A 25,712-nucleotide genomic window follows, 5' to 3' on the forward strand; every position below is an offset into this window, starting at 1 on the left:
TCAGATGAACAAACTTCTCTATCGCATCATTTTCAACAAAGCGCGCGGCATGCTGATGGTTGTCGCCGATATCGCCCGCAGCGGGCAAGGCAAACAGGCGCGCACGCAGCGGAGACATCAGAAAGCCAGCCAGACTTGTACGCTCTCCGCGATGCGCTTCGCCCTGCTGAGCGCACTGGGCTGCGTGACCGTGCTGCCCGCTCAGGCGCAGATCCTAGCCAACGGTCAGGCTCCGGGTAACCAGCAACCCACCATTATCGCTACGGCCAACGGCACGCCGCAGGTCAACATCCAGACGCCAAGCGCGGGCGGCGTATCACGCAATAACTACAGCCAGTTCGATGTCGATCAGAAAGGTGTCATCCTCAACAACTCACACGGCAACACCCATACCCAGCTCGGCGGCATGGTCACCGGTAACCCGTGGCTGGCGCGCGGTGAAGCCAGCGTGATCCTCAACGAGGTGAATTCACGCAACCCCAGCCAGCTCAACGGCTACGTGGAAGTCGCCGGCAGAAAAGCGCAGGTGGTGATTGCCAACCCGTCCGGTATCACCTGCGATGGCTGCGGCTTTATCAACGCCAACCGCGCCACCTTGACCACCGGCCAGACGCAGCTGAGCAACGGCAACCTGACCGGCTATCAGGTCAGCGGCGGCGAAGTCGCCATTAACGGCAAAGGTCTGGATTCACGCGGCCAGGATTACACCGACATCATTGCCCGCACAGTAAAGTTGAACGCGGGCGTCTGGGCCAACGATCTAAAGGTAACGACCGGTCTCAATCAGGTCGATGCGGCGCATGAAATGCTGACGGCTGGCCAGACCGCTGCGTCAAGTCGCCCGCGGATAGCGCTGGACGTGGCAGCACTTGGCGGCATGTATGCCAGTAAAATCCGTCTGATTGGCACTGAACAGGGTGTTGGCGTGCGCAACGCCGGTTCGCTGGGCGCCACGGCGGGCAACTTTACCCTCAGCAGCGACGGTCGCATTGAAAACAGCGGCAGCATTAACGGCGCACAGGATATTGCGCTGACCAGTAACGCCGATATTCGCAACAGCGGCACGGTTTACGCGCAGCGTGACAGCCAGATTCAGGCCGTTTCCGAGGTCAGTAATCAGGGCGTACTGGCGTCCGCAGGCAATAACCGCATTCAGGCCGGTTCACTCATTAATGCCAGCAGCGGCGTGCTGGCCGCAGGGATGAAGGCCGACGGCGCACTCGGTACACAAGGCGATTTGAGTCTGACCACGCGCGGGCAGCTCACCAGCAATGGGCGTAACCTCGCGGCGGGTAATCTCAGCGCTCAAGGCAGCGCGGTCGATCTCAGCGGCAGCCAGACCTATGCCAGCGATATCAACCTGAATGCCAGTCGCGGCGATGTCACCACGCGCAGCGCCACGCTTGAAGCAAAAAACAACCTTCGCGCCAGCAGCAATACGCGCATTAATAATGACGGCGGCAAAATTCAGGCGGACAGGCTTAACCTCACTGCTCCCGCGCTATCCAATCGCCAGGGAATTATTAGCCAACTGGGTGACGCCGACCTGCTGCTGTCGCACGCCGCAGGCATCGACAACCATAGCGGCACCCTTGCCAGCAACGGCTACAACATGACGCTGAACACCGACGTGCTGGATAACGGACTCGGCAAAATTCAGCACGCCGGTGATGGACTACTGAACATCCAGGCCTCCACGCTGAACGGCAGTCAGGGCAGCCTGATCAGCAACGGTGGATTAGCGCTGCGTGGTGATGCGCTCAATTTTGACGGCGCGACCACCGCCGCGGCGCAAATCCGTATAGATGCCAGCACCCTTTCGCACCGTCAGGGTGAGATGGTGCAAAGCGGCAATGGCGCGATGGATATCAACGTGACGTCGGCGCTGGACAACCGCGACGGCAAACTCGCCGGTAACGGTAATGTGAACCTGAACGCGGGTTCATTGAACAATCATAATGGCCAGGTTATTGCCGCCGGTACCGGTTCGCTGAATACCCGCATTGCACAAAAACTGGATAACCACAGCGGCACGCTGGCGGCCAGCCAGAATCTGGCCGTTAACGCCGGAGCGCTTGATAACACAGCGGGAGTCATCAGCGCCGTGGCGGGCAACACGCAACTGGCCAGCCAGGTGCTGAATAACAGCAGCGGAAAAATTAATGCCGGTCAGACACTCTCAGTCACCAGCAACGGTCTGAACAACAGTGACGGCCTGCTTACCGCCACCACCACCACGTTGCAGCTCGGCAGCGGCGCGGTGCACAATCAGCGTGGCACGATTGCCGCCGCTGAACAGCTCAGCATCACCAGCGGTACATTTGATAACACCACCGGACTGCTGCAAAGCCTTGGCGATGCGCGCATCGATACCCAGGGCGATGCCTTCATCAACCGCGACAGCGACACTGACGGCGGCGTCATCGCGCTGGGTTCACTGACGCTTCGTTCCGGCCTGCTGGATAACCGCAACGGCGTGATCAACGCGCAGGATTCACGCCTGTTTAACGGCGATATCACTAACCATCACGGCCTGCTGGCAGCGCAGAACGCGCTCAGCATAACGGCGGGGAGCATTGATAATCAGCAGGGCAATCTGGTTGCCGGTCAGTCACTGGCGCTGCAAAGCGCTGAGCTGCTGAACAGCAATGGGCTGGTGATGAGCAGCGGCACGGCAACGCTTGCCACGGCGAATCTCGATAACCGTCTGGGACAAATCGGCGCTGTCGGCGATTTATCGCTCAGCACGCAACAACTGCAAAACGACAACGGCGGTCGGATGCAGAGCGGCGCTGCGCTGCGTATCGACACGCACGGCCAGCGGCTGAGCAACACCAATAGCGGCGCAACCGGCGGGATAATCAGCCAGGGCAATATGCATCTGGCGACCGGCGAGCTGGATAATCAGCACGGCACGCTACTGGCCTCCGGTGCCATCAGCCTTGCGTCCGGGCAGGTGCTGAACCCGTTCGGGCAAATCACCGGGCTCGGCGGCATCACCGCACAAACTCAGTCAGTGAATAATCAGCATGGCACCGTTCAGGCTGGCGGGATTCTTGACTGGAATACGCAAGGCAGTCGTTTCAACAACGCCAGCGGTCTGATTAGCGCCCAGGACGATTTCACGCTGCGCAGTGGCGAAGTCAATAACCATGAAGGCCAGGTGATTTCCGGCAGCAATCTGGCGTTGAACACCGCCGCACTCGATAACACCGACGGCATGCTCGCCAGCAAAGGCGATTTTACTCTGGTTGCCAGCACGCTGACCAACCTGCGCGGCGCATTGCAGGCCGCGGGTAATATGGCGGTGACGCTGGTGAACAACTTCACCAATCAGGGTAATGTGCAGGCCAACGGCAATCTGACGTTCACAAGTCACGGTGATATCCGCAATGAAAAGCTGATTCAGGCCGGTGAAACGCTGCACGTCACCGCCATCAATCTGACTAACCTGCAGGATGCTGAACTCAGCGGCGACAGCACACTTCTTGATGTCAGCAACACCCTGACCAACTACGGCCTGATTGATGGTTATTCCACGCGGCTGAACGGCCGAACCGTCAGTAATATCGGCACCGGACGCATCTATGGCGATTTTCTAAGCATCCAGGCAGGCACGCTCAATAATCTCGCTGAGAATGGTACTGCAGCAACCATCGCGGCCCGTCAGCGTTTAGATCTTGGCGTCGGCACGCTGAACAATCGCGATCACGCGCTGATTTACAGCGAAGGCGTGATGAGCGTGGGTGCCGCGATTGATGCCAATGGCCACGCTACCGGACAGGCCGGAACCGTTAACAACCACAGCGCAACCCTCGAATCTGCGGGCGACATGCTGCTTAACGTCGGCAGCCTGAACAACATTAACGACAATTTTGAAACCGAGATCGTCGAAGTGTCGCGTGAAGATATTGAGGAGTATCAGGTCTCGGGCAATGCCAATCGCTATGGTCGCGATGAGGTCAGTTTCGCGCATGATGAGGTCGATTTTGTGCTCACGCCCGATTATCCGGGGCGACAAAATGACAAAAACGACAACTGGTATCGTTACGAATATGAACGCACCGTTGAAGAAACGCGCATCAAAACCAGCGATCCGGCGCGCATCATTGCGGGCGGAAATCTGACGATTAACGCGGGCAACGTACTGAACGACAAGAGCCAGATCATCGCCGGTAATAATCTGGTGATTAACGCGGCCACGCTCGACAACGTGGAGGTGGCCGGTGAGCGGCACATCAGTGACGTTGGCAAGGCGTTCCATTACTGGCGCATCCATAATAAAGGCGGCGACAGTCAGGGCAAGAGCACGGCGGATTACATCCCGCCCACCGTTATCCAGAGCATTACCTTAAAACCCAGCACCTTAGAGGAGCATCAACAAATTAGCGGCAGCGGTCTGGTGATTGACAACCGGACGGGCGGTAGCGTGGGTGATATTTCGCTGGGCGACCTCAGCGCAGGCGCGGCGTTTAATCCCGGTAACGCGGTATTGCTGCCGCCGGGTAAAACCTTTGAAGTGCCGGTGAATACCGCCGCGAAAGGCGATGCGGCGGGCAGCGTGATCCGCACTCAGGGTCCGAACACCCGCCTGCCGGATAACAGCCTGTATAAAACCCATCCGGCTGGCAGTGATTACCTGGTCGAAACCGATCCCCGTTTTACCAATGCGCAAAAATGGCTCGGCTCGGATTACATGATGCAGGCGTTCGTCACCAATCCTGACAACGTGCACAAGCGGCTGGGCGATGCGTATTACGAACAGAATCTTATCCGCCAGCAGGTGATTTCATTGACCGGTCAGCGCTATCTGGACGGTTATGACAGCGATCAGACGCAGTACAAAGCGCTGATGGATGCGGGCATCGCCTACGGTAAACAGCTGAATCTGGTGCCTGGCATGGCGTTAACGGCTGAGCAGATGAGCCTGATCACCGGCGACATGGTGTGGCTGGTGACGCAGACCGTCACCCTGCCCGACGGCAGCCAGCAAAAGGTACTGGTGCCGCAGTTGTTTGCCAAAGTGCAGTCGGGCGACCTCGACGGCAGCGGCGCGCTGCTGGCCGGGAAAAACGTCAGCCTGAACCTGAGCGACGATCTGAACAATAGCGGTCGCATCAATGCGCGCGCCAGTACGCAGGTGGTGGCCGAAAATATTAATAACCTTGGCGGGCTGATTCAGGGCGACAGCACCGCTCTGCAGGCACGTACTGATATCAATAATTTCGGCGGCGTACTGAAAGGCAGCTCTGCACTGGCAGCGCTGGCCGGGCGTGATATCAACGTCGTCACGGGCACACGCACCGCTGAAAGCGCCGACGGTAACTTTGCCCGCACCAGCCTCGATCGTATCGCCGGTATTTACGTGGACAAAGGCGACGGCACGCTGGCATTGCAGGCCGGACGCGACATCAATCTGACGGCCGCGCAGGTGGTGAACAGCAGCGAGAATGGCAATACGGCGATTATCGCCGGACGCGATATGAACCTGAACGCTGTCACCACCGGCAGCCGCGACAATCTCAATTTTGACAGCGACAACTGGCTCCATCAGTCGTCATCCACGCAGCTGGGCACGGATATTGTCGGTAAAGGCAACGTGGATCTGGCCGCAGGCAATAATCTGCTGGCAACGGCGACCAGCGTCAATGCCGGCGGCAGGCTGGCATTGAGCGCAGGTAACGATCTGAGCATCGTCAGCGGTGAATCCCGCACGCAGATGGATGAGCACACCAAAGCCAGCGGCACCAGCGGCATCGCCTCCAAAACTACCCGCGAGACGCACACCACCATCGATGCGCGCACGGCGGTCGGCAGCTCGCTGTCTGGCGACAGCGTCCAGATGCTGGCTGGTCACGACCTGCTGGTGAAAGGCAGCGACGTGGTGGGAACGCAGGATGTGCGGCTGGCGGCGGGCAATAATCTGACCGTGACCACCGCCGCTGAACAGCGCGACGAATCGCGCATGATTCAGGAGACCAAATCGGGCCTGTCCGGCACCGGCGGCATCGGTGTGAGTTACGGCAGCAACGCGCAAAAATCCACCACCACCACGCATACCGACAGCGTGCGTGGCAGTACGGTGGGCAGCGTGCAGGGCAACCTGACGATGCAGGCGGGCAACGATCTGCTGGTTCACGGCTCTGATGCCGTCGCCGGTAAAGATCTTACGCTTACCGGAAAAAATGTCACGGTCAGCGCCGCCGAACAGGGGCTGAGCCAGCGCGATACCTATGAAACCAAACAGAGTGGTCTGACGCTGGCACTCTCAGGCGTGGCGGGCAGCGCGCTGAATACCGCGGTCACCACCGCAAGAGATTCGCGTGAGGAAAGCAGCGGACGGCTGCAGGCGCTGAAAGGCGTGCAGGCAGCATTGTCCGGGGTACAGGCCGCGCAGGCAACGCAGCCAGGCGCTGCAAGTCAGGACAACGCCATTGGCATCAGCCTTTCCTACGGCAGCCAGCAGTCGAAGTCTGAAACTAACCTGACGCAGAAAACGCATCAGGGCAGCACCCTTACCGCCGGTAATAACCTTAACGTCATCGCCAGCAGTGGCGACATCAACGTACAGGGCAGCCAGCTGCAGGCGGGCAATGACGTGCTGCTGAACGCCAGCCGCGACATCAACCTGACCTCCAGCCAGGACACCGAACGCTCACGCGGCACCAACTCGTCCAGCGGCGGCTCGGTGGGCGTGGGCATCGGTGCGGGTTCTGGCGGCTGGGGCATCAACGTCTCTGCGAGCATCAACAAAGGCAGCGGGCACGAGAACAGCGACAGCCTTGTCCACAATGAAACGCAGGTTACGGCCGGTAATCGCGTGACGCTGGTCAGCGGACGCGATACTACCCTGACCGGCGCACAGGTGAGCGGCGAATCCATTAAAGCGGATGTCGGTCGCAACCTGACATTGACCAGTGAACAGGACAGCGCGACCTACGACGCGCAGCAGAAAAATACCAGCGCGGGTGCCAGCTTTAACTTTGGCTCGATGTCCGGCTCGGCCAGCATCAACATGAGCAAGGATAAGATGCACAGCGACTATCAGTCGGTGCAGGAGCAGACCGGACTGCTGGCGGGCAAAGGCGGCTTCGATATCACGGTGGGTGAACATACGCAGCTGAACGGTGCGGTTATTGGTTCGACGGCGGATGCATCCCTTAACAGGCTGGATACCGGCACGCTGGGCTGGAGCGACATAAAAAACGAGGCTGAATATAAGGTTCAGCACCAGAGCGTGGGCATCAGCACCGGCGGCAGCATCGGCAACCAGTTTGCCGGGAACATGGCCAACGGCCTGCTGACCGGGGTTAACGGTTCGGGCAGCGCGGACAGCACCACCAAAGCAGCGGTATCGGATGGCACGATTGTTATTCGCGACCAGCACGCGCAGAAACAGGACGTGGCCGACCTGAGCCGAGACGTGGAGAACGCCAATCCGGGTCTGGGGCAAATCTTTGATAAAGAGAAAGAGCAGAACCGGCTGAAGGAAGCGCAGCTTATAGGTGAGATAGGGTCACAGGTTGGGGATATTGCACGGACCCAGGGCCAGATTGAAGCCACAAAAGCAGCGACTGATAAAATGAAGGATGTGACGCCGGAACAGCTGCAGGCGGCGAAGGAGGACTGGAGCAAAGCCAATCCGGGCAAAACGCCATCGGCAGACGATATCAGCGGCCAGGCGTACCAGAACTTCTATAATAAGGCGTTTACCGAAAGCGGGTTCGGAACCGGCGGTAAAGTTCAGCAGGCTATCCAGGCGGCAACAGCGGCGGTACAGGGGCTCGCGGGCGGCGACATAACAAAAGCACTGGCCGGGGCTTCAGCGCCTTATATTGCCAATGTTATCGGCCACAGTGGACTTGAAGGTCCGGAGAAAGGATTGGCGCATGCAGCTGTAAATGCGGCACTGGCAGCAGCTCAGGGAAATAATGCGCTGATTGGTGCGAGCGGCGCTGCTACGGCGGAGATGATCGGTATGATCGCGCTTGATGCCTACGGCAAACCGGCTGGTCAACTTAGCGAAACAGAGAAACAGACAGTGAGCGCACTGGCGACCCTGGCGGCAGGTCTTGCGAGCGGTCTGGCTGGAGGTAGTACGGCAGATGCGGTTGCGGGAGCGCAGGCCGGTAAGACGACGGTTGAAAATAATCTCTTTGGAGGAAATGACGAATCGCAAATTAAGTACTTGCAGGCACACGCGAAAGACGTGATGTCCTGTAATGATGATCCTTCTTCAGAATCCTGTCGCCGTGGTGGGGCTGTTAATAAAGCTATGGCTGGGGCGTTAGCAACAGGTGGTATTGCATCCCTCTCAGCACCAGCCCAAGCTATGTGGGCTCTGGGTGCCGGAGCTAATGCAGGAATGCAATATATTGGTAGTGGAGAAATAAATCCGGGGAATTCTGTTATCGCAGGCTGGGCAAATGTCATTACTATGGGTCATGGTCTTGCTGGAACAGTGACATGGAATGCCGGTGCCGGTGCTCTGACTAATCATCTAAATGGAGATGACCCTCTTACGGGAGCAATAACAACAGGTCTCGGCGCTGGCGTAGGGTATGGCGTTGGCAATCTGATTTTCAAACCAATTGCAAACACTACAGGTAAGTTGGTTACTGGAGGTTGGGATCCCAAGTTCAATCCAGAACTACTGAAATACACTGAGATTAAGGGGCAACTGGGTATATCAAAAGAGATGTTACCAAGTAAGATTCCGGGGGCAATAGGAAACGTCAGTGGTTCCTCCAGTTCTGAATATGCCGGTTATGAAGCTCAAAAAATTATTGATAAGGTAAAAAAATGAGGATCCGTAGCTATAATTTAAAAAAAGAATTAGCTCTTAGCCTTTACATCTTTTTTGGCTGTTTACTGTCAGTAATAATCGCGGGGTTATTAGTGAAATTATGTTTTTCAGTCATTTTGTGGATTTTAACTGATGAGTTTGAATTGACATGGAATGAAGTTTTCCTAGGGATTAAAATCGGGGGGGGCGGAGGAGCAATATTAGGGATTGGATTAGTTCTGTTGCGGGCATTCAAAGTTAAAGGATTTTAATTTTCAGGAAAGAGGAGCCGGAGCCTCCGGCTCGGTAATGGGTGAATACATTGCCCAGCAGATGTATCCGGGCGTTCACCGTAAAGACCTGACGGAAGACCAGCGCCAGACGATAAGCGCGCTGGGGACACTGGCGGCAGGACTTGCGGGCGGCGTTGTGGGTGACAGCACGGCGGATGCGGTTGCCGGGGCGCAGGCAGGTAAAAATGCTGTTGAGAATAATTTTCTGCACGTTTCGGAGAAGACTGAACTTGAGATAGCGAAGCAGAAACTCCAGAACAGTAAAGACCCGGCAGAGCGTGAGCAGGCGCAGCAGCAGATCAACGATCTGCGCGAGAAGGATATCAGCCGCGACCAGAAGGTGATTGAAGCCTGTGGTAACGGTAAAGCTGCCAGTAGTGGTTGTGTTTCAGCTAGACTGGAGGCTTACTCAGCCAAAGCTGAGTATGAAACCGGGCAATACAATAACAAAGTCAGCGAGATGTATCCGGACGCTTACGGCCAGATAGTAAACCTGCTGAATATCACCAGCGTTGATGCCCAGAATCAGCAGCAGGTGAAAGATGCGATGGTGAACTATGCAATGGTTCAACTTGGTGTTGATAAGGTGACAGCTGAAAATTACATCGAAACCTATGACGGGATGAAGACGGTTGCCGCTTCGATGACGCCAGCTTTGGGTGTCGCGGCTGTCAGTAAACTCAGTACATTGGCTGAAAAGGTTGTAGTTTATCCATCGGGAATCAATTTCAAAATTGATCAGCCAAAACATTTGGCAACCGTCGATAGTTTTACACAGAAAAATGGGATCTCGGGCGGTCATAATGCTAATGCATTTTATGAGTCAGCGAAAGAATATAATGTGAAAGTAGTCAGTGAAAGACCTACAAGCGTGAAGGGTATTACTGAAGTGAAATATCTGGTTCCAACCAAGAATCGGATGGAAGTCTTACTGGTGAATATAAAACTACCGTTGAGACTAAAACCATCTATGATCCTAATGTATTCACCGATCAGAAAATCTTAGATCTTGGGCAACAGGCTGCTGCCAAGGGATTCAATGAGGCAATGTCGAGTAAGAGTGGTCAGGTAAATGTAACCGTGGATGGTGTTAATTTTAGAATTTACGTAGATAAAACGACTGGAACAGTTCGTAACTTCCATCCTAATTGAGGTGATCCATGATAAAAGAATTATTTACTCAACAAGATGTAGATGGCGGGCTCAATTTAATTGTTGCGTCCTATTTTGACAGAATGTATGAGGATGATAATTTTATTGAAGCTCTTGAATTATTTTCAAATGGAGGTTCTTTAAATAAAGACGGTGCCTATTGCAATTTCCCCGACATGAATAGCTACGATGAAAGCGAACATTTTGAAGGTGTAGAATTTGCTGTAGGTTATCCGCCTTCTGAAGCGGAGACAGTCATTGTCAGCCAAGAAACCTGTTATCAATATGTCCGTTTAGCCTGTGAAAAATATCTTAAGCTGCATCTTGAAGATACAGATAAAGTTAACGAATTACTGGCTAAGATCCCTTCTTGAATAGCAGATCCCAGCCATTAAGGCTGGGATTTTACTTTATAACCAACGAGTTACCTCAGACGGCTCGCCACTAAACCGCCCCTTCCGGGATCTTCCATGGCCGCTTCTACTGGGTGGCAAACAGTTAAATAAAGCAGCTATCTCACGCTACTTACGGTCAGAGAGTTTCTTGCAGGCCCGCTTCAGCGTGGTCACCACCTCCGGCTCTGCGGGCAGTTCCGGCTGTGGTTCCTATGCGTCATCAGCGCGGATAAAAACCTGTACCACTGCTTCGGCTGCGATGCGGGCGGTTCGGTGCTAGACTGGCTGCTGCATACCGAACGGCTGAGGTTCCTACAAGGGATCCTGTGGCTGCGGCAACTGAACGGTACTACCTATGTGCGCCCCGCTCCTTCGCCGCCTGTGGCCCGTCAGTTCCTCACCGATCTGGACGATGACGGCCAGGCCCTGCTGCACCAGGTCACCGAATTCTATCACCGTAACTCGCCAGATAACGAAGGCGCGCAGGCGTGGCTGGCGTCGCGCGCGATGGCCGATCATATGATCATGAAAGGATCGGCCAGGCATCTGTAACTGCCCTCGCACCAAGCCGGGATCTTTTTATCCGTCGATCACCCCTCAGCCAGCCGGATGATCAACTCTTCGGTAGTTGCTTGTGGTCAGCGGGGTTAAGGTGCCAGTGACACCTCAGTCCCGCGCTAAAAATCACGTTGTGATCCTCTGCTAATCAACCGACCTTACGGCCGTCTCCAGCCGGTGCTTCACTATCGCCGCATCAATCAGCTTAATCACCGTCCCCTGCTCTTCCGGCTGACACTGAGACAGCGCCCTCAACCGATCAAGAAACATCCCGATCCACCTCCCTCCCGTTGCGATCCTGTCACTACGCTAAACTTGTCTGATATCCAAATCTGTCGGGTTGCAGTCAATGCCGGACGCACTCAGGAGAAGACGATGAAAGCAGTTATCTATAACGGTCCTTATGATGTTCAGGTGAAAGATGTCCCGGACGCAAAAATTGTTCGTCCCACGGATGTCCTTGTTCGCATCACCACCACCAATATTTGCGGTTCAGACCTGCATATGTATGAAGGGCGAACCAGCTTTGAACAGGGGCGCATTCTGGGTCATGAAAACCTCGGAGAGGTGGTCGAAATTGGCTCAGGCGTTGAGCGTATCAAGGTGGGCGACTATGTGTGCCTGCCGTTTAACGTCGGCTGCGGTTTTTGCGAAAACTGTGAAAAAGGCCTGACCGGCTTTTGCCTCACCACCAACCCCGGCACGGCGGGTGCAGCCTATGGTTTTGCCGAAATGGGCCCGTGGGAAGGCGGTCAGGCCGAGTTGCTGCGGGTGCCTTTTGCCGATTTTAACTGCCTGGTGCTACCGCCAGACGCGGCAGAAAAAGAAGATGACTATGTGATGCTCTCAGACATCTTCCCCACCGGCTGGCACGCAACCGAGCTTGCCGGCGTGAAGCCCGGCGAAAGCGTGGCGATTTATGGCGCGGGACCGGTCGGATTGATGGCGGCGCATTCGGCGATCATCAAAGGCGCGTCCCAGGTATTTGTGGTGGATACACATAAAGACCGGCTGGCGCTGGCAGAAAAATTGGGCGCCACGGGAATCAATGCGACGGGCGATGAGGCCGTGCAAAAAATTCTCGACCTGACCGATGGGCGCGGTACCGATTGTGGCTGTGAATGTGTCGGCTATCAGTGCTGTGATAAACATGGCCACGAAGACAATTCGGCTACCATGAACAGTCTGGTTGCCTCGACGAAAGCCACCGGGGGGATCGGCGTGGTCGGCGTGTTTATTCCTCAGGATCCGGGGGCTGAATCCGAGCTGGCCAAACAGGGTAAAATGCCCTTTGATTTCGGCAGTTTCTGGTTCAAAGGACAGGCAATCCGTACGGGCCAGGCGAACGTCAAAGCCTATAACCGTCAGCTGGCGCGCCTGATCCATCATGGAAAAGCCAAACCGGGCGAGATCATTTCACATCGCCTTTCGCTTGATGAAGCGGCTGCCGGTTATAAGCACTTTGACGACCGGGATGAAGGATGGACGAAGGTTATCCTTAAGCCTTAAGCCCCGTTGCCCGGCAGGGGAAAACACCTGGCGGGCAAGGCTGCATTCGGCTTTGATGACGCTGTTGCCTGCGCAAGGGTGAGCATGGCGCAAAAAAACCGCAAAATGTTGCAGGTGAAAATGCTGCTTTGGGCTTCAGCCTCCCAGAGACTTAAGCAGGGCAACGCTGTTAAGGATGACCAGCTGTCTTTTACTTTCAAGCTCGATTTGCACGCCAGAGTAAATATCCAACGCTTCATAATGCGTATATAAATCCTGATACCCTGCTTCATATCGGCGTTTATTGTTGTCGAAGTTAACGGACTGAGCCTTTAGCTCCTCACGCACTACGGCGAGACTCCCCTGAGACAGGCGTAGGGCATCGGTGGCATCTTTAATCTCCTTCAATGCCTGAGCAATGGTGTTGCGGTAATCGATGATCGCCATCTTCTGTTGGGTTTCAGCATATTTAAGGCTGGCATAATGTTTGGGCAGGTCGAACACCGGTATCATCACCGAGGGTGTCAGCGTCCAGTTATCACGATAGCTGTCCACTATTCCGTCCAGCGAACTGGAGGTGCGCCATGCATTAGCAAACAGGCTGACGCCGGGAAGCAATGCAGCACGAGCGGAACCAATATTGCCGTTGGCCGCCTTAATCTGCCATTCGGCAGCGATGACGTCAGGTCGGTTAAGGATAATGTCGGAGCGGATCGCCTGCATAAGTTGAGGCGCCTCGTTGTAACTCACAATCGTTTGCCAGTTCTCGGCGTTCAGTGCCGGTGAAACCGTGCCGGATAAATATTCAAGCTGATGTATTCTCGCCAGAATCTCCACTTCAAGATTATGCGTGGTGCTTTCGTCAGTGCCTTTACCTCGCAGAAACTTGGTTAAAATAATTGGCTCTAACCTGCCTTGCTGATTAATGCGCATCAGCTTTTCTTCAATACGCTGCATCTCGATCTTTTTATTTTGCAGTATATGCCATACCTGAATCATTGAATGCGCTTCATACCAGGCTGTGGCTAAATCAGACATCAACGTCAGCTGCACATTGGCGACCAGGCTACGATGACTTTCTTCACTGCTATTCATTGAGGCGATCTTATTGCGCTTTTTGCCCCACAGATCGACCTCCCAGGAGTCAACGCCCATTCGCCCCTGATATTGTTCAGATCTCTGTTTAAGCGTCTGATTGGTGAGCGGCGAACTGACCGAATTCATCGAGATTGTTTTACTCGCGGTGTAATTCAGGCTGGGAATCAGGTCAAACAGCGAACTCAACTTTTGCGCCCGGGTGCTTTCAACGCGAGCCATGGCCAGCTGAAGATCAAAGTTATTGATGAGCGCATTTTCCAAAATAGCCAGCAAGGCCGGATCGTCCCGGTAGAGATCCTGAAAGCGGTAACGGCCGCTGCTCTGCGCGGCTTTCAGCTCAACAACGGGATCGGCCACGCTGTCAGGACGCTGATATTCAGGCGCCAAAGAACACCCGCTCAGGCTTAATGTCGTGGTGATAAACAGGGTCCTGAATGAGAATAATTTAGTCATAGTTGCGACGGTATTTGTTGTTTAACACAGTAAAATGGCGCATCTCTTTTTCGTTTTTCCTGTGAAGGGCGATCAGTGGAAAATGGTAATAGGTGTCAAGGGTTGAAATGAAATGCCATTGCCATGGGGTTTCCCTGACATAGCGTTCAAGAAAACCGACCATTTCATGGTTTATTTCTTGCTGTTGCCTACCGATAACCGCTGCGGTTGTCACCGTGAATTTTCGGGAAGCCTCGTTATAGCGGTTAGAGACAAGTTTCATACACACCGATCGTTTTATGGCGAGTTTTATAATCCCCGTGGTCATATGGCCTTTTTTATTAAAAAACGTCACCGGCTCGACCGCTCCGGTTAAATTCCCGGCCACATAACAGGGCAGATCATAGAAAACAGCCACCACCTTATTCGGCTCCCGCAAATAACGCGCGATCTTAATCAACGCGCCTGGCGCGTTGATATTGATAAAGGATACGCGTACGCCGGGTATGGCGATCAGGTTATAGTTTCGCGCATTTTCTTCGGTAATCTCTTCAAATATCGGCACCAGAAAATCGTAATCCATGCCCTGGTATTGCCTGGCCAGAGTTAATATTGTCAGCCAGTAATCTCCGGTATGCGTACAGAGCAACAATTTCGCCTGTGTCAGATTCGGATCGGACAGATGACAAACCTTCTCCAGCAAAGCCGAAACCGTTTTCCAGTCATGTGAAAACATGAACAGTGAGAGGTAACGGGAAATTAGCTTGGTTAAAATAAGCTGCCTTCCAGACCATGGCTCCTGCCTACCGGTAACCTTTGCAGATAACTGCATGGCCGTCTTGACAGAATAGTATTCAGAAAGCGTCCTTCTGAATAAAACAGAAACCATGTTTATCAATACCAATGCGGTGGATAAGGATCGGCATGCCGCTATCACCGCCATTGCCCTGGCAACCATTGCCAGCAAAACACGCCTGTGCAGCAGGCCTGGCCTCGCATTGATGCCCGATATCATCTGGCCTCTCCCCGCAGAACCACCCGCTGTTCAATACTGTCTATTAAGGCAGTATCATGACTGACAACCACGCAGGCGACGGGCAGGCGGCGAATAAGCGCAATGATTTTGTGACGCGATTCATCATCAAGATGTGAAGTGGGTTCATCCAGCAGCAAGAGCTGCGGCTTTCGGTACAAGGCTCGGGCAATCATCAGTCGTTGCTGTTGGCCGGATGAGAGCCTGGTACCGTTAGCGCCGAGCGAAGTATTCAAACCGGATTTCAAACTTCTGATAACCTCGGCAAAATCTGCCTGTTCGATGCAGTTCTCCAGTAACGTCATATCATAGCGATCGGATTCAAAAATAATATTATCCATCACGTTACCTTTGATTAACTTCCCATTAGGACTCACCAATGAGATCTGTTGCTGGAAGGGATTGAGTCCAAACCTGGCCAGTGAAATATCATTAATCAGAATCTCACCTGCCGTAGGTTTGAGCAGGCCCGATAACATATTCATTAAGGTGGTTTTACCGCAGCCCGAGGGCCCGGTGATGACGAGTTTCTCACCTTCGTGAATATCAAAATTGACGTTTTTTATGAAATTATCGTCAAGATTACTGTAGGCAAAGCTGATATCACGGAAACTCACTTTTCGCACCGGTTCAGTTATCTCTTTGACCGAAGACTTGAACGATATCGCAGCCGTTTTATCAGACGGTAGTATTTCCTGTAAGCGTTTAACCTCAACGGAACACACCCGGATATTGACATGACTTTCGACAATTGACTGAATATTATTAATCAGACAATTTTTATAGAAGATAAAAGTCAGTAACTGCCCCGCCGTTGTCTCACCCTGCAGTACGCTTAACGATCCCAGGCCGATAATCAGTAAGGTCTGAACATGCGAAAGGGTTGTCACCATTAATTCAATCAGCGACTGCGTTCTTTCAATTGCGGAGCGATTGTATTCCAGCTCTGAATGATGCTCGGACCATGCCAGGATCCTGTGATGTTCATTGTGATTGATCTTAATCACATCGATATTATCTACCGACTCCAGCAATACATTATCTCTGCGGACTTCGGCATCCAGAGAAGCATATTGGCGGGAGAGCATTTCTGGCAGCATTAACACTCTAACGAGGATCATTATGGAGGTCACCGCAAGGGTGAGCATGGCCAGATGGGTGTTGATGAAAAACAGCAGCACCACAAATAAACCGGCAAAAAATGACTGTATGAAAATATCTATCCAACCATTGGTATAGATAATGTGGAAAACATCAACGGATTTAATTTTACGTAAAATATCCGATGCCATTCGTTTACCGAAATACTTCAACTCCATGTTGAGAAGATCGCTGACTATCCGGTGCCCTTCATTCAGGCTTAACATCCTTCTTAATCGCTGGGCTTGGGCGATTTTCAGATAGCTTGCAATCGCCTGCAGCAGATAGACAAAACCGAAGATGTACAGCAACAGAAACAGTAAATCATCGTCGTTTTTTGACAAGACTTCATCGAAGACTAAAGAAATAAACTTAGGAATGGCAATATGGGTCAGCTGAATGATCACCGCCAGCACCGCCAGCGGGATCAGATAGCTTTTCCAACTCTTAAGTCCTTTTCTGAAAGCACTGGCGCTGAAAAAATGGCCATTGTCTGCGGAATTTTCCCTGCGCTGCCCTTTCGTATCGGCCACGAAGCTGTTATCGGGTATGACTTCAAGCGCAACGCCTGAGTAAAACTTCTCTACTTCCCGCCAGGTGAAGGAACGGCTGCCGATGGCAGGATCCATGACTTCGATTTTTGTTTTGCTGGTTTTTTTAAGCACCACAAAATGGCAGTTATCCCACAGTAAAATTGCCGGCGTTTGCAGCTCACGCAGGCTGTCTGCGGCGACCTGAACGCCGGTGGCAATCATCTGATGCTCGGAAAAAATCTTTATCAGATGAAAAAATGAAAGCCCCTCAAGAGTGACCTCATACTGGTTACGGAGGGTCTGCAACTGCAGCGTCTTATTAAACATTGCGCTGATATAACTGACACAGGCCAGACCGCATTCTGCGCACTCATCCTGTAGGACATCTCGTACATTATTTTTCAGCATGGATATAATCCGGATTACGTTTGAGGGCTTGTTTCACAGGAAGGAATAACCACTCAATTAACGTTTGCTTTGGCTGACGTAATGAGGCACTCACGGTCATGCCGTCCGCGAGAAATTCCATCGGGATTTTATTATGTTTGTCATTAGCCAGAATATTCAGCTTCACCCGGAACCAGGATTCTTTATCATCCACACTGACCCGGGTCGGTGTAGTAGAAATATTGATGACCTTTGCGGCCAAAACGCCATAGCTTTCATAGGGGAAAGTATCAACACGTACGAAGACCTTCTCGCCAGGGCTTATCAGGCCGATTTGCTTACTGCTCAGTTGCAGGACTACAACGGGTTCTGCAGCGCTGTTTTCTTTCAGGATCACTGATGGCGTCAGGGTGCGTCCATCAATGAAGTCCCCTTTCAATATCCCCATATCATGGACAATCCCTTTTATGGGTGAAGTGACAATATATTCCTGTCGCATGCGGATATTATTTAACTCGCTACCGATTTCCCTGATTTTACGGCTGATGTCATTTTTACGTTGTAAGGACTCTTGCTCAAGCCTGGCGTAATGAATCTCTTTTTCTATTTTAGTTTGCAACAGTCCAGACTTTTCAACCTCACTCTTTTTCACACCCAGCTCATTTTCAATGATCAGCTGCCTGGTGTTTTCCACTTCCGTCTTAGTAATAGCGTTGTCTTTGTATAATCGCGTTAAATCGCGTAACTGAGTGGCATAAAGACGTTTTTTATCGTAATAGTCTTTGATTGCGTTTTCGGCAATGGCAATAGATTGTGTCAACTCGTTAAAATAACTTTCTTTTTGAATGAGAAGTTGGTCATGATTTTCAGACTGATTTTTTCGTTCAGTCTCGAATTCCACTAACGTCTCATTCAACCGCTTGGTTGTCTCCTCGGCCATATTACCAACACCATTATGGTCTTTGGTATTTTGCCACAGTAAAGCCACGCTAAAAATGGCATCTCCCGGATTAACGCTGTCGCCTTCATTAACGTAGATCGCAGAAACATTTCCGGGTTTTTCTGCCGTTAGCCGGTAAAATGACTCGCTGCGGATCAAACCCTTAACGTCTTCTTGTTTACCATAACGGCCATTCAGCAATAACAACATAAAAATAGCTGTCATAAGCGCAATGACACCGCAAAAAAAATTAAGACTGATAGGAGCACGCGTAAAACACTGATTAAATTGATTTGACATAATAGCTTAATATCAGAGGTGGGGTTTACCCCACCTCTTATTGATGACGAATAAAATATCAGGCGAGATTAAGAAGCACTTTTCTCAATCGCTACACCAGCAGCACTGCCAACCAGTGCGCCTACAGCAGCTCCCGGAATACCCATAATTGCGCCAATACCGGCGCCACCGATCCCACCAATAGCGCCGCCGCCCCATCCACTCCCCCAACCACCGCGCACTTCCTTACAGTGTTCAGCACTCATTGCTGTTTTGTTCAGCATCATATTTCTCCATAAATAAAGTTAAAGTAGAAACCAGGTGTTATATAAAATCGCAGCTATACTCATTGCAGCCTCGGCAATATATATCACAACGTCATGCTGCCTTGTTAATCTGGCGGCAACAATATTTATGGAAAAAAAACCCTTAATTAGATTTTTATTCTACCATCGGAATGATATTTATATTTAAAATCTATGAATTTAACAGTTTTATGAAAAAATTTTAAAAATATCACAACACCTTCAAAAAAACCAAAGTGGATAATCTTTGTCGACATGCTAAAATATTGACATATTTTAGTTTACTTAAAGGAAAAACAGTGAAGCCTATTGTTATATTGTTAGGGTGTGTGACCCTCGCTGCCTGCACCACTGAGGAAGGTAAACCTTCTCCCTCGCTGAATATGGCGAATCCGGCTGCAGTCTATTGTCTCCACGTCGGTGGTAAGTTAAGTACCAGCGAGTCTGACGCAGGAAAAAAAGGGTATTGTACGTTAGCGGACGGTGAACATATCGATGAATGGGATTTATACAGAAGGGAGCATAAACAGAACTGATTTCAAAAACTCTGTTTAAACGGGTCGGTCATCGTCGCCAGATGATGACCCGTTCTGAGAATAGATAGGCATAACTTCATTTGTAACGCGACAGACAAACTGTAGGGACAACAAACGCCTGCTTAAATGATTAATAGCGGATACAGGAACTGGTAAACGAATAAGGACCACCAACAATGTAACTTTTTTTATCCAGAGGGAAAATGTCAATCTGGAAAGTCTCAGGATTAAAGGTGTACTCGCCTAACAACATTTTAAACACGTTATCGGGGGTATCATCCAGTATTGATTTTTTCATGTCTTTGATATGATAGCTGATGGTTTTTCCTTGTAAAAATACGCCGTCCGACAGCAACAGGCTCCGGTTCAACTTTTTGGTTTCACCGTTGATGGTAACTTTGCCATTAAAAATCACATAGCCGGATTCTTTCGAATAAAACCGCATATCCTGGGTGACGGAAAACGTCAGGTCACTTTGATTTTTTCCAAAATCATAATGGGTGAAGAACGTGCATTTAAAGGGAACGATTCTCTCCCGCCAGACGACCCAATGCCCGATAAAAGCGGTCATCGCCACGGCAACAATCACTACAAGACTCACAGTAATAAAAAGGACCGTTCTTTTACTTTTCATCACCACTCCAGTCCAGATAATAAACATTTTCACAAGATATGTTATAACCATTATTACCAATACTGCAGTACGACAGCATTGTGCGCCCGTAAGTTTGTAAGGATGAAGAGGCATAATTGTCGAAATAGACGCGTTTACCGGTCTGACAGCTCAGTTGATTTTTCTTCATGATTATTCCCACTTGCTTCTTCACATTGGCAACTTCACTGTCATTAAAGGTTTTAAGCATAGTAAGTTCACATCCACCTTCCATCTTCACAACCTGAGCGGTAGGATCTAAACTATCCGTATACAGGTATTTGTAAATTAAACCGCCGCTGATGATGACCAGCATCAATAACAGCACAGACAGAATCTTTTTTCTTGAAAAGGAAAACGACTTTCCCAGTTCACTGACATCCTCTGAGTTGATAATGTGCGGAATCCCTGGCACGTCTTCTTTCGTAATGAGCACATTTTCACTCAGTCTGATGCCCACCGTCGGTAGCGTGACAATAAAGTTATCACACCCCAACCTCACCAGGCTCCTCCTGAGGATACTCATATACTGATTCAGGTTGCTGTTGGAACTTCTCAGGCCATATTTATCCCATACTTCGACGAACAAAAAGTCGCGGGTTAATATTTCCCCTTCAGATTCTAAAATCAATTCAATTAATCTTCGGGCAGGCAAAGGCAAGGTTAACGTGTCATTGGTCGACACTAATGTTAACGAACCTTCATACGTATTATACTTTATTGTATTATTGATGGTGTATTGCATTTTTAGACCATTAAGGAAATAATTAAAAATGTCAGGTAAGTGTAGTTGACAACAATAAACAAGTACAGTTAATTCCGGTAGTTAAGTAAGCACTCAGCACAGTTTCATATTCCTCCGCTGCCAGCCTGGGTTAAGTAAAAAATGAAAAGCTTCCTCTTTTACTTTGCGGCTTTCCTTCTTTAATGCGTGATTGATTTTGAAAAAAGATTCACCACTAAAACCCCAGCAATAATGAGAGTCAATCCCGCGATCCCGGCGGCGTCTAGTTTCTGGCCATACAAGAGATAGCTGGTGACCGATATCAATACGATGCCAACCCCTGACCAAATGGCATAAGCAATGCCGGTGGGCAAGGCCTTCAATGTCAATGATAAAAAGAAAAAGGCCACCGTATAGCCCAGCACGCAAAGCACGGTTGGCCATAAGCGGGTAAAACTTTCCGAGCTTTTTAAGCTGCTGGTCGCAATGACTTCAGCAATGATTGCAATACCCAAAAACATATACGTTTTAATCATAACCTGTCCTTTAATAATTACTGAAATCGATGTGGTGCTCGTTACAATATGCTAACCTTGCCAGTAGCCACTGGTTCAGATCGGTATTATTGCACAATTTCAATACCGTCATCGCCTTGCGCTTATGCTGACTAACGGTTTTTTCACTTATATTCATATAGTTCGCGATATCTAACGGTTTCTCGCCTAATGAAAAATAATATAGCACCAGATTCTGCTGTATTGAAAGCTTGTCAGAAACAAATTCTCGATGAAGCGAACAGATGCGCATCCGGATAATATTGAAAAGAATATCGTGCAATACGGAACAAGGTGCATCCCGATAGACTTTCGCCCGGAAATACCCATGTTTTTGTTTATTGCCAATCAATATTATTCTCTTGTCGTAGGCCAGATCGATGGGTATTTCATCCCACGAAATATTAGGCGCCCAAAATATAATATCTGCAAGAGGATGCGCATTTTCCATTTTGATAAACATCACATCATGGCGTGTCTTTAGAAAGTAATTTCTGATAATCGCTTTCAGTCCAGCCTTAAAATACTCATTGCTGTCTATAATCATGATTTTATATAGCATATTTCCATGTCCTGTCGGTCTAAAAAATCCTTTTTTCTCACGAAAGTTTGATCAGCACCATGCCGGAGAGGATAAACAGCACGCCAGTCCAGCCCTTTCGATTTAACCGCTGATTAAATAATACACCACCGGCGATAATGGTTGCGATGATGCCAAATCCTCCCCACACCGCATAAGCTACGGAAAGCTCAATCCCTTTCACCGCTTGCGCAAGTGAAGCAAATGCGCATAGCACCGCGGCAAGTGACAAAAGGCCATATTTTCTATTTCTGAAACCATCCGAATATTTCAGCCAAATGTTAGCGACAACTTCAAGCAACACGGCAACAATTAACCAGCCCGCATGGATCCATTCAAATTGTTGCATCACTCACTCCTTTTTTAAGCTTGGTTCCTGATTTAATCAACGCAATGCCGATAATCAACAGGGTCAGACCGGCGACTTTCATTAAGGTCAGTGATTCATCAAATAATCGCACGCTCAATGCCGTAATAATCACAATGCCGATCCCTTCCCATAGCGCATAGGCAACCCCGAGGGCGACCTTCTTTACGGAAAAGGATAACAACACGTAGGATGTGGCAATCATCACTAACATAAAAATAAAACCAATGTTGTTATCATTGACGCTTGACCACTTCATCGATAGCGTGCCAATAACCTCTGTTGCGATTGCAAGACCTAAATAAACCCAGTAAATAATCATATTTTATATTGGGAAGTAAACTCCCTCCTGATAATTGAGTTGATTTTGAATTACGCTGGCGTTTGACAGGCAGAATGCTATTGAACTATCAATAAGTTTCGGGTTAAATATCACCGTCCCGCTACCGCGATAGGTATCAGGCGCGTTTTTTAGCATGTTGCCCACGTCCCGTTTGTCTACATTGAAATCAATGCTTCCTTTGACTCCTCTGGCAAACGTATCGGTGTGAAAAATATTTTTGCTGGTATCAAATCCGGTATACAGTTCCTGGCGAACCACCGTAGTGCCTGATTGAACGTCTGTAATATTGACGGGCAACGTTAAGAAGGTTTTCACGTGAACCAGCTCCCCCGTTTTGTCGCTGCTTATGGCACACCCTGTTCCGCTTTCATACTCACAGGTCAGATAGACGGTGAAATTGCCTGAACTTGAAAGATTGAAACTGCTCTTACCCGTCAATTGAGGTGTAATCCGCGTAACAACCCATCTCTCACAGGCCGGTCGACCGAGCTGATACCATAGCAACCTTGATTCCCTTCTGGTACGCGCCACAGCCATGCGACTTGCGTAGACCCCACTATCCAGCCAGCACTTTGGTTAGAGCACCCAACCTTAGGGAATAATGAAAACGCCTGGTCTCCGCCTCCCCATTCAGAAATTTTGGAGTTGTTATTCGCCGTGTAATTTCCGCTAAAGGCTTCTATGCGAAATTTTACGGTTTGTTTGTCGGAATTCTTTGAAACCCGCTTAGCCAGAGGTTTCGTCGATGGGGTCCATTCTCACGGAAAAATCCTAGACAGGCCATATATATCGAAAATTATTGCTTCTATAGATTAATATTCTGCCTATGAGAAATAAATTATATCTTCATACCGGCAAATGAGATTGGCGTTTCAAAAGAGGGGATATTGAGGCGATAAAAAGGCTTTATTCGCAATACAAAAAAGGCAGCCCCCCAAATTCGAAGAGTCTGAGAATAAAAGCGACCGTTAAAAGCGATTAAACGTTTAGAGACGGAGTTAGGGTGAGTATCTCAGGTGGGGCGTCGGAGAAGGCCTTTTGGGCGTAGCCATCGTCTGCGGGTTCACCCAGCGGATTTGGGCAATTGGCAATGAAATAGCTAATGATCATCACCCCTACAAAAAGCAGTGCGGTTGTCTTATTCATGCTGAAATTACTCAATACCATGGTGAAAGGTGTTGCGATCCCCCAGCGCCTGATTACAGGGTCGGTAGATGAAACCGTTAATAAGTTGGCGTCAGCGTTAGCCAATTCATTTAAAGAGGGTTTTCTCTCGTAATTCGCGAATATCCTGGCAGGTATAGCAGGTCACTGCGCTGGGGATAATTCGACGCCGTTCATCTGAAATAGTCTCTCCGCAATCCTGACAACTTTCCTGACCTGTTTGTGTCAGCATTATCCGGATTGAGATAATTTCGTTACGCTGCGCCAGCGTAATGCATTTTTCAGCCTCATCAGCTAAGTCGGCCACAGGAGCCCCCTTGTTAGTCATGTCCTGAACGTAATAATTATTATCAGGTAGCCCAGGCACCTGCATCAACTCATGCTGTTATGAAGTCTTTGAAGCCTTTGATGTTTTTAAATTTTGAAGTCGGTTTGAGGGTTTTGCCCTGCGGTCTTATCCGTTCTGATGCAATTTACCCATTGATATCTCAGCCGCTTCAGATACATGAGAAAAGCCTGATAAAAAAGTGAACCGGCATCATTAGTGGCGCTTATAATTCTGTGATACTTTGATTTTTTACTGAAATTTCAACCGGGTTGGGTCGAGACACTATGGGCATTAAAACCATTCATCTGGAGGGTAACGTGGTGTATGCCCCGATCACGCACTCTCTTTATAAGGCCGGAGACAGTGAGAATCAGGTTGCTTTAGCCATTCCTGCCAGCCTGTGCCTGTTAAGTTTGCTGCAGCATAAAGGCGAGATTGTTTCTCATAGCGATCTGCTTTCCTTCGCCTGGGAGGCAAGGGGAATGATGGTTTCTCCGAATACGGTTTATCAGAACATGTCGATACTGCGTAAGGCGCTGGAATCGATGGGTGTTTCCAGCGAGATGATAAGAACGGTGCCCAAGCGTGGATTTATGATACCGGCCGGTTTTCCGGTTGAGTTTATTTATGAGAATGAAGATAACACCCCACTCAGCCAGGCTGAAGAGGAGATAATCCCGGCGCCCTCCCCGGTCCTTCCGTCAGCTTTAGAAGATCCCCCTTCAATCCCGGACACCTCAGTCCCTGCAGCGCCCGCTGCCGGTAAAATCAATCGCAGGCTTCAGGCTGTTTTATTCGGCATCGCCTGTTGTATGGCGTTTTTGATTACCACGGCTGCGACGCGTTATCTGGGCAACGATACTATCCCTGCCTATATTGCGCCGGACTTTTCACCGTTGGGCAACGTTAAAGACTGCCAGGTATTCAGGAATTACTCGTCACGAGACGACGCGTTCTTCACCAAATTCATTGCGGATAAGAATGTCGAATGCGGAACGCAGAAATGGTGGTACATCACTAATTACCCACCGTCTGAAGAGGTGTCGATATTACGTTGTTCAAAAGAACTTACCGCGTCAGGCAGCGATAAAACTCCGCTCTGCACCTCCGACTTCTATAGCGAAAACGGTCAACAACAATGAAGAAAATTAACCTACGCACCGTCCTGATGTCGGTGGTGATCCTGCTGTTTGGCTTTGCCGGTTATTCGCTGGGTAAAGAGCAGGTCCGTGCAAACGATGTCTTCTTCTGCACCGCTAATTTCAATACCCATTCAGGCGATGAAATGCTCAGCCTGTCGATTAACTACAACCTGAACCATGGCGATGGCTATATCACCATGAACGGGACTTACTTTAAGGATGGGGTCAAAAAATCTGACATCGATCTGAAAAAGGAGTTTCTTTACACGCAACAGGATGGCGAGTTTACCTTTACGGAAAAACCCAACGGCGTAATGGAAGTGAATGACGGCGATCAGCAGGTGCTGCGAAAATTCCTCTCTGACTTTTACTTCAGCAGGAATGTCGGGACGCATCACGTCAGAATAAAGCAGATCCGGCCGGGCGTGTGGATTTTCACCACCACCCCGACGCCTTATATGATTTGTTCGGAATACTAACTTTTGCCCGCCCGGCCACTCTTTG

General features: G+C 50.3%; 22 protein-coding genes and 2 pseudogenes. 10 read left to right on the forward strand and 14 right to left on the reverse strand.

Annotation, left to right across the window (positions count from 1 at the left end; translation table 11 throughout):
* Window positions 1–4: 4 nt before the first annotated feature.
* From AC0IXH_RS08105 to AC0IXH_RS08130, 6 genes and pseudogenes are all read left to right on the forward strand, one after another.
* Entirely contained in the window at window positions 5–8,806 is an 8,802-nt protein-coding gene (locus AC0IXH_RS08105) for a hemagglutinin repeat-containing protein (RefSeq protein WP_471720301.1), read from the forward strand.
* Window positions 8,803–9,057, forward strand: a complete 255-nt coding sequence (locus tag AC0IXH_RS08110) for a hypothetical protein (protein ID WP_346594785.1) — start codon at window positions 8,803–8,805, stop codon at window positions 9,055–9,057. The genes AC0IXH_RS08105 and AC0IXH_RS08110 overlap by 4 nt, the downstream gene beginning before the upstream one ends.
* A 16-nt stretch (window positions 9,058–9,073) precedes the next feature.
* Window positions 9,074–10,084, forward strand: a pseudogene (locus tag AC0IXH_RS08115) (VENN motif pre-toxin domain-containing protein); the annotation flags it as partial.
* On the forward strand, window positions 10,078–10,230 hold the full coding sequence (locus tag AC0IXH_RS08120) for a hypothetical protein (RefSeq protein WP_428980833.1): 153 nt from the start codon (window positions 10,078–10,080) through the stop codon (window positions 10,228–10,230). The pseudogene AC0IXH_RS08115 and the gene AC0IXH_RS08120, both read left to right, overlap by 7 nt.
* 8 nt (window positions 10,231–10,238) lie before the next feature.
* On the forward strand, window positions 10,239–10,604 hold the full coding sequence (gene cdiI, locus AC0IXH_RS08125) for a ribonuclease toxin immunity protein CdiI (protein WP_346594788.1): 366 nt from the start codon (window positions 10,239–10,241) through the stop codon (window positions 10,602–10,604).
* Between the two features lie 240 nt (window positions 10,605–10,844).
* Window positions 10,845–11,177: a CHC2 zinc finger domain-containing protein gene (locus AC0IXH_RS08130; protein WP_346595252.1), complete on the forward strand. Its 333-nt coding sequence runs from the start codon at window positions 10,845–10,847 to the stop codon at window positions 11,175–11,177.
* Between the two features lie 150 nt (window positions 11,178–11,327).
* On the opposite strand, the pseudogene AC0IXH_RS08135 reads toward AC0IXH_RS08130, so the two are convergent.
* A pseudogene (locus tag AC0IXH_RS08135) lies at window positions 11,328–11,447 on the reverse strand (helix-turn-helix domain-containing protein); the annotation flags it as partial.
* 111 nt (window positions 11,448–11,558) lie between these two features.
* Between AC0IXH_RS08135 and AC0IXH_RS08140 the strand changes: the two are divergent.
* Window positions 11,559–12,692, forward strand: coding sequence for a glutathione-independent formaldehyde dehydrogenase (locus AC0IXH_RS08140; protein WP_471720302.1), 1,134 nt, complete (start codon window positions 11,559–11,561; stop codon window positions 12,690–12,692).
* Between the two features lie 135 nt (window positions 12,693–12,827).
* On the opposite strand, the gene AC0IXH_RS08145 is transcribed toward AC0IXH_RS08140, so the two are convergent.
* The 5 genes from AC0IXH_RS08145 to AC0IXH_RS08165 all read right to left on the reverse strand — a co-directional run bounded on the left by AC0IXH_RS08145 (window position 12,828) and on the right by AC0IXH_RS08165 (window position 18,800).
* Window positions 12,828–14,042: a TolC family protein gene (locus AC0IXH_RS08145; protein WP_471720303.1), complete on the reverse strand. Its 1,215-nt coding sequence runs from the start codon at window positions 14,040–14,042 to the stop codon at window positions 12,828–12,830.
* Window positions 14,043–14,214: 172 nt separating this feature from the next.
* Window positions 14,215–15,216: an LpxL/LpxP family acyltransferase gene (locus AC0IXH_RS08150; protein WP_471720304.1), complete on the reverse strand. Its 1,002-nt coding sequence runs from the start codon at window positions 15,214–15,216 to the stop codon at window positions 14,215–14,217.
* A complete protein-coding gene (locus AC0IXH_RS08155; protein WP_471720305.1) occupies window positions 15,213–17,315 on the reverse strand; it encodes a peptidase domain-containing ABC transporter in 2,103 nt (700 codons plus the stop codon). Before AC0IXH_RS08155 ends, AC0IXH_RS08150 begins: the two co-directional genes overlap by 4 nt.
* Window positions 17,302–18,534, reverse strand: a complete 1,233-nt coding sequence (locus AC0IXH_RS08160) for an HlyD family secretion protein (RefSeq protein WP_134823958.1) — start codon at window positions 18,532–18,534, stop codon at window positions 17,302–17,304. The genes AC0IXH_RS08155 and AC0IXH_RS08160 overlap by 14 nt, the downstream gene beginning before the upstream one ends.
* 68 nt (window positions 18,535–18,602) lie before the next feature.
* Window positions 18,603–18,800, reverse strand: a complete 198-nt coding sequence (locus AC0IXH_RS08165; protein WP_013201807.1) for a hypothetical protein — start codon at window positions 18,798–18,800, stop codon at window positions 18,603–18,605.
* 401 nt (window positions 18,801–19,201) lie between these two features.
* Between AC0IXH_RS08165 and AC0IXH_RS08170 the strand changes: the two genes are divergently transcribed.
* A complete protein-coding gene (locus tag AC0IXH_RS08170) occupies window positions 19,202–19,354 on the forward strand; it encodes a putative hemolysin (protein ID WP_371732188.1) in 153 nt (50 codons plus the stop codon).
* A 130-nt stretch (window positions 19,355–19,484) separates the two neighbouring features.
* Here AC0IXH_RS08170 and AC0IXH_RS08175 read toward each other — a convergent pair whose 3' ends face one another.
* The 8 genes from AC0IXH_RS08175 to AC0IXH_RS08210 form a co-directional block, all read right to left on the reverse strand.
* On the reverse strand, window positions 19,485–19,988 hold the full coding sequence (locus tag AC0IXH_RS08175; protein ID WP_134823955.1) for a FidL-like protein: 504 nt from the start codon (window positions 19,986–19,988) through the stop codon (window positions 19,485–19,487).
* Entirely contained in the window at window positions 19,978–20,751 is a 774-nt protein-coding gene (locus AC0IXH_RS08180; protein ID WP_013201804.1) for a winged helix-turn-helix domain-containing protein, read from the reverse strand. The genes AC0IXH_RS08175 and AC0IXH_RS08180 overlap by 11 nt, the downstream gene beginning before the upstream one ends.
* Before the next feature lie 179 nt (window positions 20,752–20,930).
* A complete protein-coding gene (locus tag AC0IXH_RS08185) occupies window positions 20,931–21,263 on the reverse strand; it encodes an SMR family transporter (protein ID WP_471721137.1) in 333 nt (110 codons plus the stop codon).
* Between the two features lie 13 nt (window positions 21,264–21,276).
* The gene (locus tag AC0IXH_RS08190; protein ID WP_013201802.1) at window positions 21,277–21,846 is read right to left on the reverse strand and encodes a helix-turn-helix transcriptional regulator; all 570 of its coding nucleotides are present in this window, start codon (window positions 21,844–21,846) and stop codon (window positions 21,277–21,279) included.
* Between the two features lie 37 nt (window positions 21,847–21,883).
* On the reverse strand, window positions 21,884–22,213 hold the full coding sequence (mdtI, locus tag AC0IXH_RS08195; RefSeq protein ID WP_013201801.1) for a multidrug/spermidine efflux SMR transporter subunit MdtI: 330 nt from the start codon (window positions 22,211–22,213) through the stop codon (window positions 21,884–21,886).
* Window positions 22,200–22,553 (reverse strand): multidrug/spermidine efflux SMR transporter subunit MdtJ, encoded by a 354-nt coding sequence (gene mdtJ, locus AC0IXH_RS08200; RefSeq protein ID WP_245174122.1) that lies wholly within the window; start codon window positions 22,551–22,553, stop codon window positions 22,200–22,202. Before mdtJ ends, mdtI begins: the two co-directional genes overlap by 14 nt.
* A gap of 3 nt (window positions 22,554–22,556) precedes the next feature.
* Window positions 22,557–22,889, reverse strand: coding sequence for a hypothetical protein (locus AC0IXH_RS08205; RefSeq protein WP_471720306.1), 333 nt, complete (start codon window positions 22,887–22,889; stop codon window positions 22,557–22,559).
* A 937-nt stretch (window positions 22,890–23,826) separates the two neighbouring features.
* A complete protein-coding gene (locus AC0IXH_RS08210; protein ID WP_134823950.1) occupies window positions 23,827–24,045 on the reverse strand; it encodes a TraR/DksA C4-type zinc finger protein in 219 nt (72 codons plus the stop codon).
* Between the two features lie 305 nt (window positions 24,046–24,350).
* Between AC0IXH_RS08210 and AC0IXH_RS08215 the strand changes: the two genes are divergently transcribed.
* Both AC0IXH_RS08215 and AC0IXH_RS08220 read left to right on the forward strand, forming a co-directional pair.
* Window positions 24,351–25,208, forward strand: coding sequence for a winged helix-turn-helix domain-containing protein (locus AC0IXH_RS08215; RefSeq protein WP_471720307.1), 858 nt, complete (start codon window positions 24,351–24,353; stop codon window positions 25,206–25,208).
* On the forward strand, window positions 25,205–25,687 hold the full coding sequence (locus AC0IXH_RS08220; protein WP_013201797.1) for a hypothetical protein: 483 nt from the start codon (window positions 25,205–25,207) through the stop codon (window positions 25,685–25,687). Before AC0IXH_RS08215 ends, AC0IXH_RS08220 begins: the two co-directional genes overlap by 4 nt.
* The last annotated feature ends 25 nt before the right edge of the window (window positions 25,688–25,712 follow it).

The organism is Erwinia sp. AC075 (assembly GCF_979253995.1).

What these genes read in the sequence shown, in the direction of transcription:
- AC0IXH_RS08105 (WP_471720301.1), top strand. Translation starts at nt 5, where the DNA reads ATGAACAAACTTCTCTATCGCATCATTTTCAACAAAGCGCGCGGCATG.
- AC0IXH_RS08110 (WP_346594785.1), top strand. Translation starts at nt 8,803, where the DNA reads ATGAGGATCCGTAGCTATAATTTAAAAAAAGAATTAGCTCTTAGCCTT.
- cdiI (WP_346594788.1), top strand. Translation starts at nt 10,239, where the DNA reads ATGATAAAAGAATTATTTACTCAACAAGATGTAGATGGCGGGCTCAAT.
- AC0IXH_RS08140 (WP_471720302.1), top strand. Translation starts at nt 11,559, where the DNA reads ATGAAAGCAGTTATCTATAACGGTCCTTATGATGTTCAGGTGAAAGAT.
- AC0IXH_RS08150 (WP_471720304.1), bottom strand. Translation starts at nt 15,216, where the DNA reads ATGATATCGGGCATCAATGCGAGGCCAGGCCTGCTGCACAGGCGTGTT.
- AC0IXH_RS08155 (WP_471720305.1), bottom strand. Translation starts at nt 17,315, where the DNA reads ATGCTGAAAAATAATGTACGAGATGTCCTACAGGATGAGTGCGCAGAA.
- AC0IXH_RS08160 (WP_134823958.1), bottom strand. Translation starts at nt 18,534, where the DNA reads ATGTCAAATCAATTTAATCAGTGTTTTACGCGTGCTCCTATCAGTCTT.
- AC0IXH_RS08165 (WP_013201807.1), bottom strand. Translation starts at nt 18,800, where the DNA reads ATGATGCTGAACAAAACAGCAATGAGTGCTGAACACTGTAAGGAAGTG.
- AC0IXH_RS08170 (WP_371732188.1), top strand. Translation starts at nt 19,202, where the DNA reads ATGGCGAATCCGGCTGCAGTCTATTGTCTCCACGTCGGTGGTAAGTTA.
- AC0IXH_RS08175 (WP_134823955.1), bottom strand. Translation starts at nt 19,988, where the DNA reads ATGAAAAGTAAAAGAACGGTCCTTTTTATTACTGTGAGTCTTGTAGTG.
- AC0IXH_RS08180 (WP_013201804.1), bottom strand. Translation starts at nt 20,751, where the DNA reads ATGCAATACACCATCAATAATACAATAAAGTATAATACGTATGAAGGT.
- AC0IXH_RS08190 (WP_013201802.1), bottom strand. Translation starts at nt 21,846, where the DNA reads ATGCTATATAAAATCATGATTATAGACAGCAATGAGTATTTTAAGGCT.
- mdtI (WP_013201801.1), bottom strand. Translation starts at nt 22,213, where the DNA reads ATGCAACAATTTGAATGGATCCATGCGGGCTGGTTAATTGTTGCCGTG.
- mdtJ (WP_245174122.1), bottom strand. Translation starts at nt 22,553, where the DNA reads ATGATTATTTACTGGGTTTATTTAGGTCTTGCAATCGCAACAGAGGTT.
- AC0IXH_RS08215 (WP_471720307.1), top strand. Translation starts at nt 24,351, where the DNA reads ATGGGCATTAAAACCATTCATCTGGAGGGTAACGTGGTGTATGCCCCG.
- AC0IXH_RS08220 (WP_013201797.1), top strand. Translation starts at nt 25,205, where the DNA reads ATGAAGAAAATTAACCTACGCACCGTCCTGATGTCGGTGGTGATCCTG.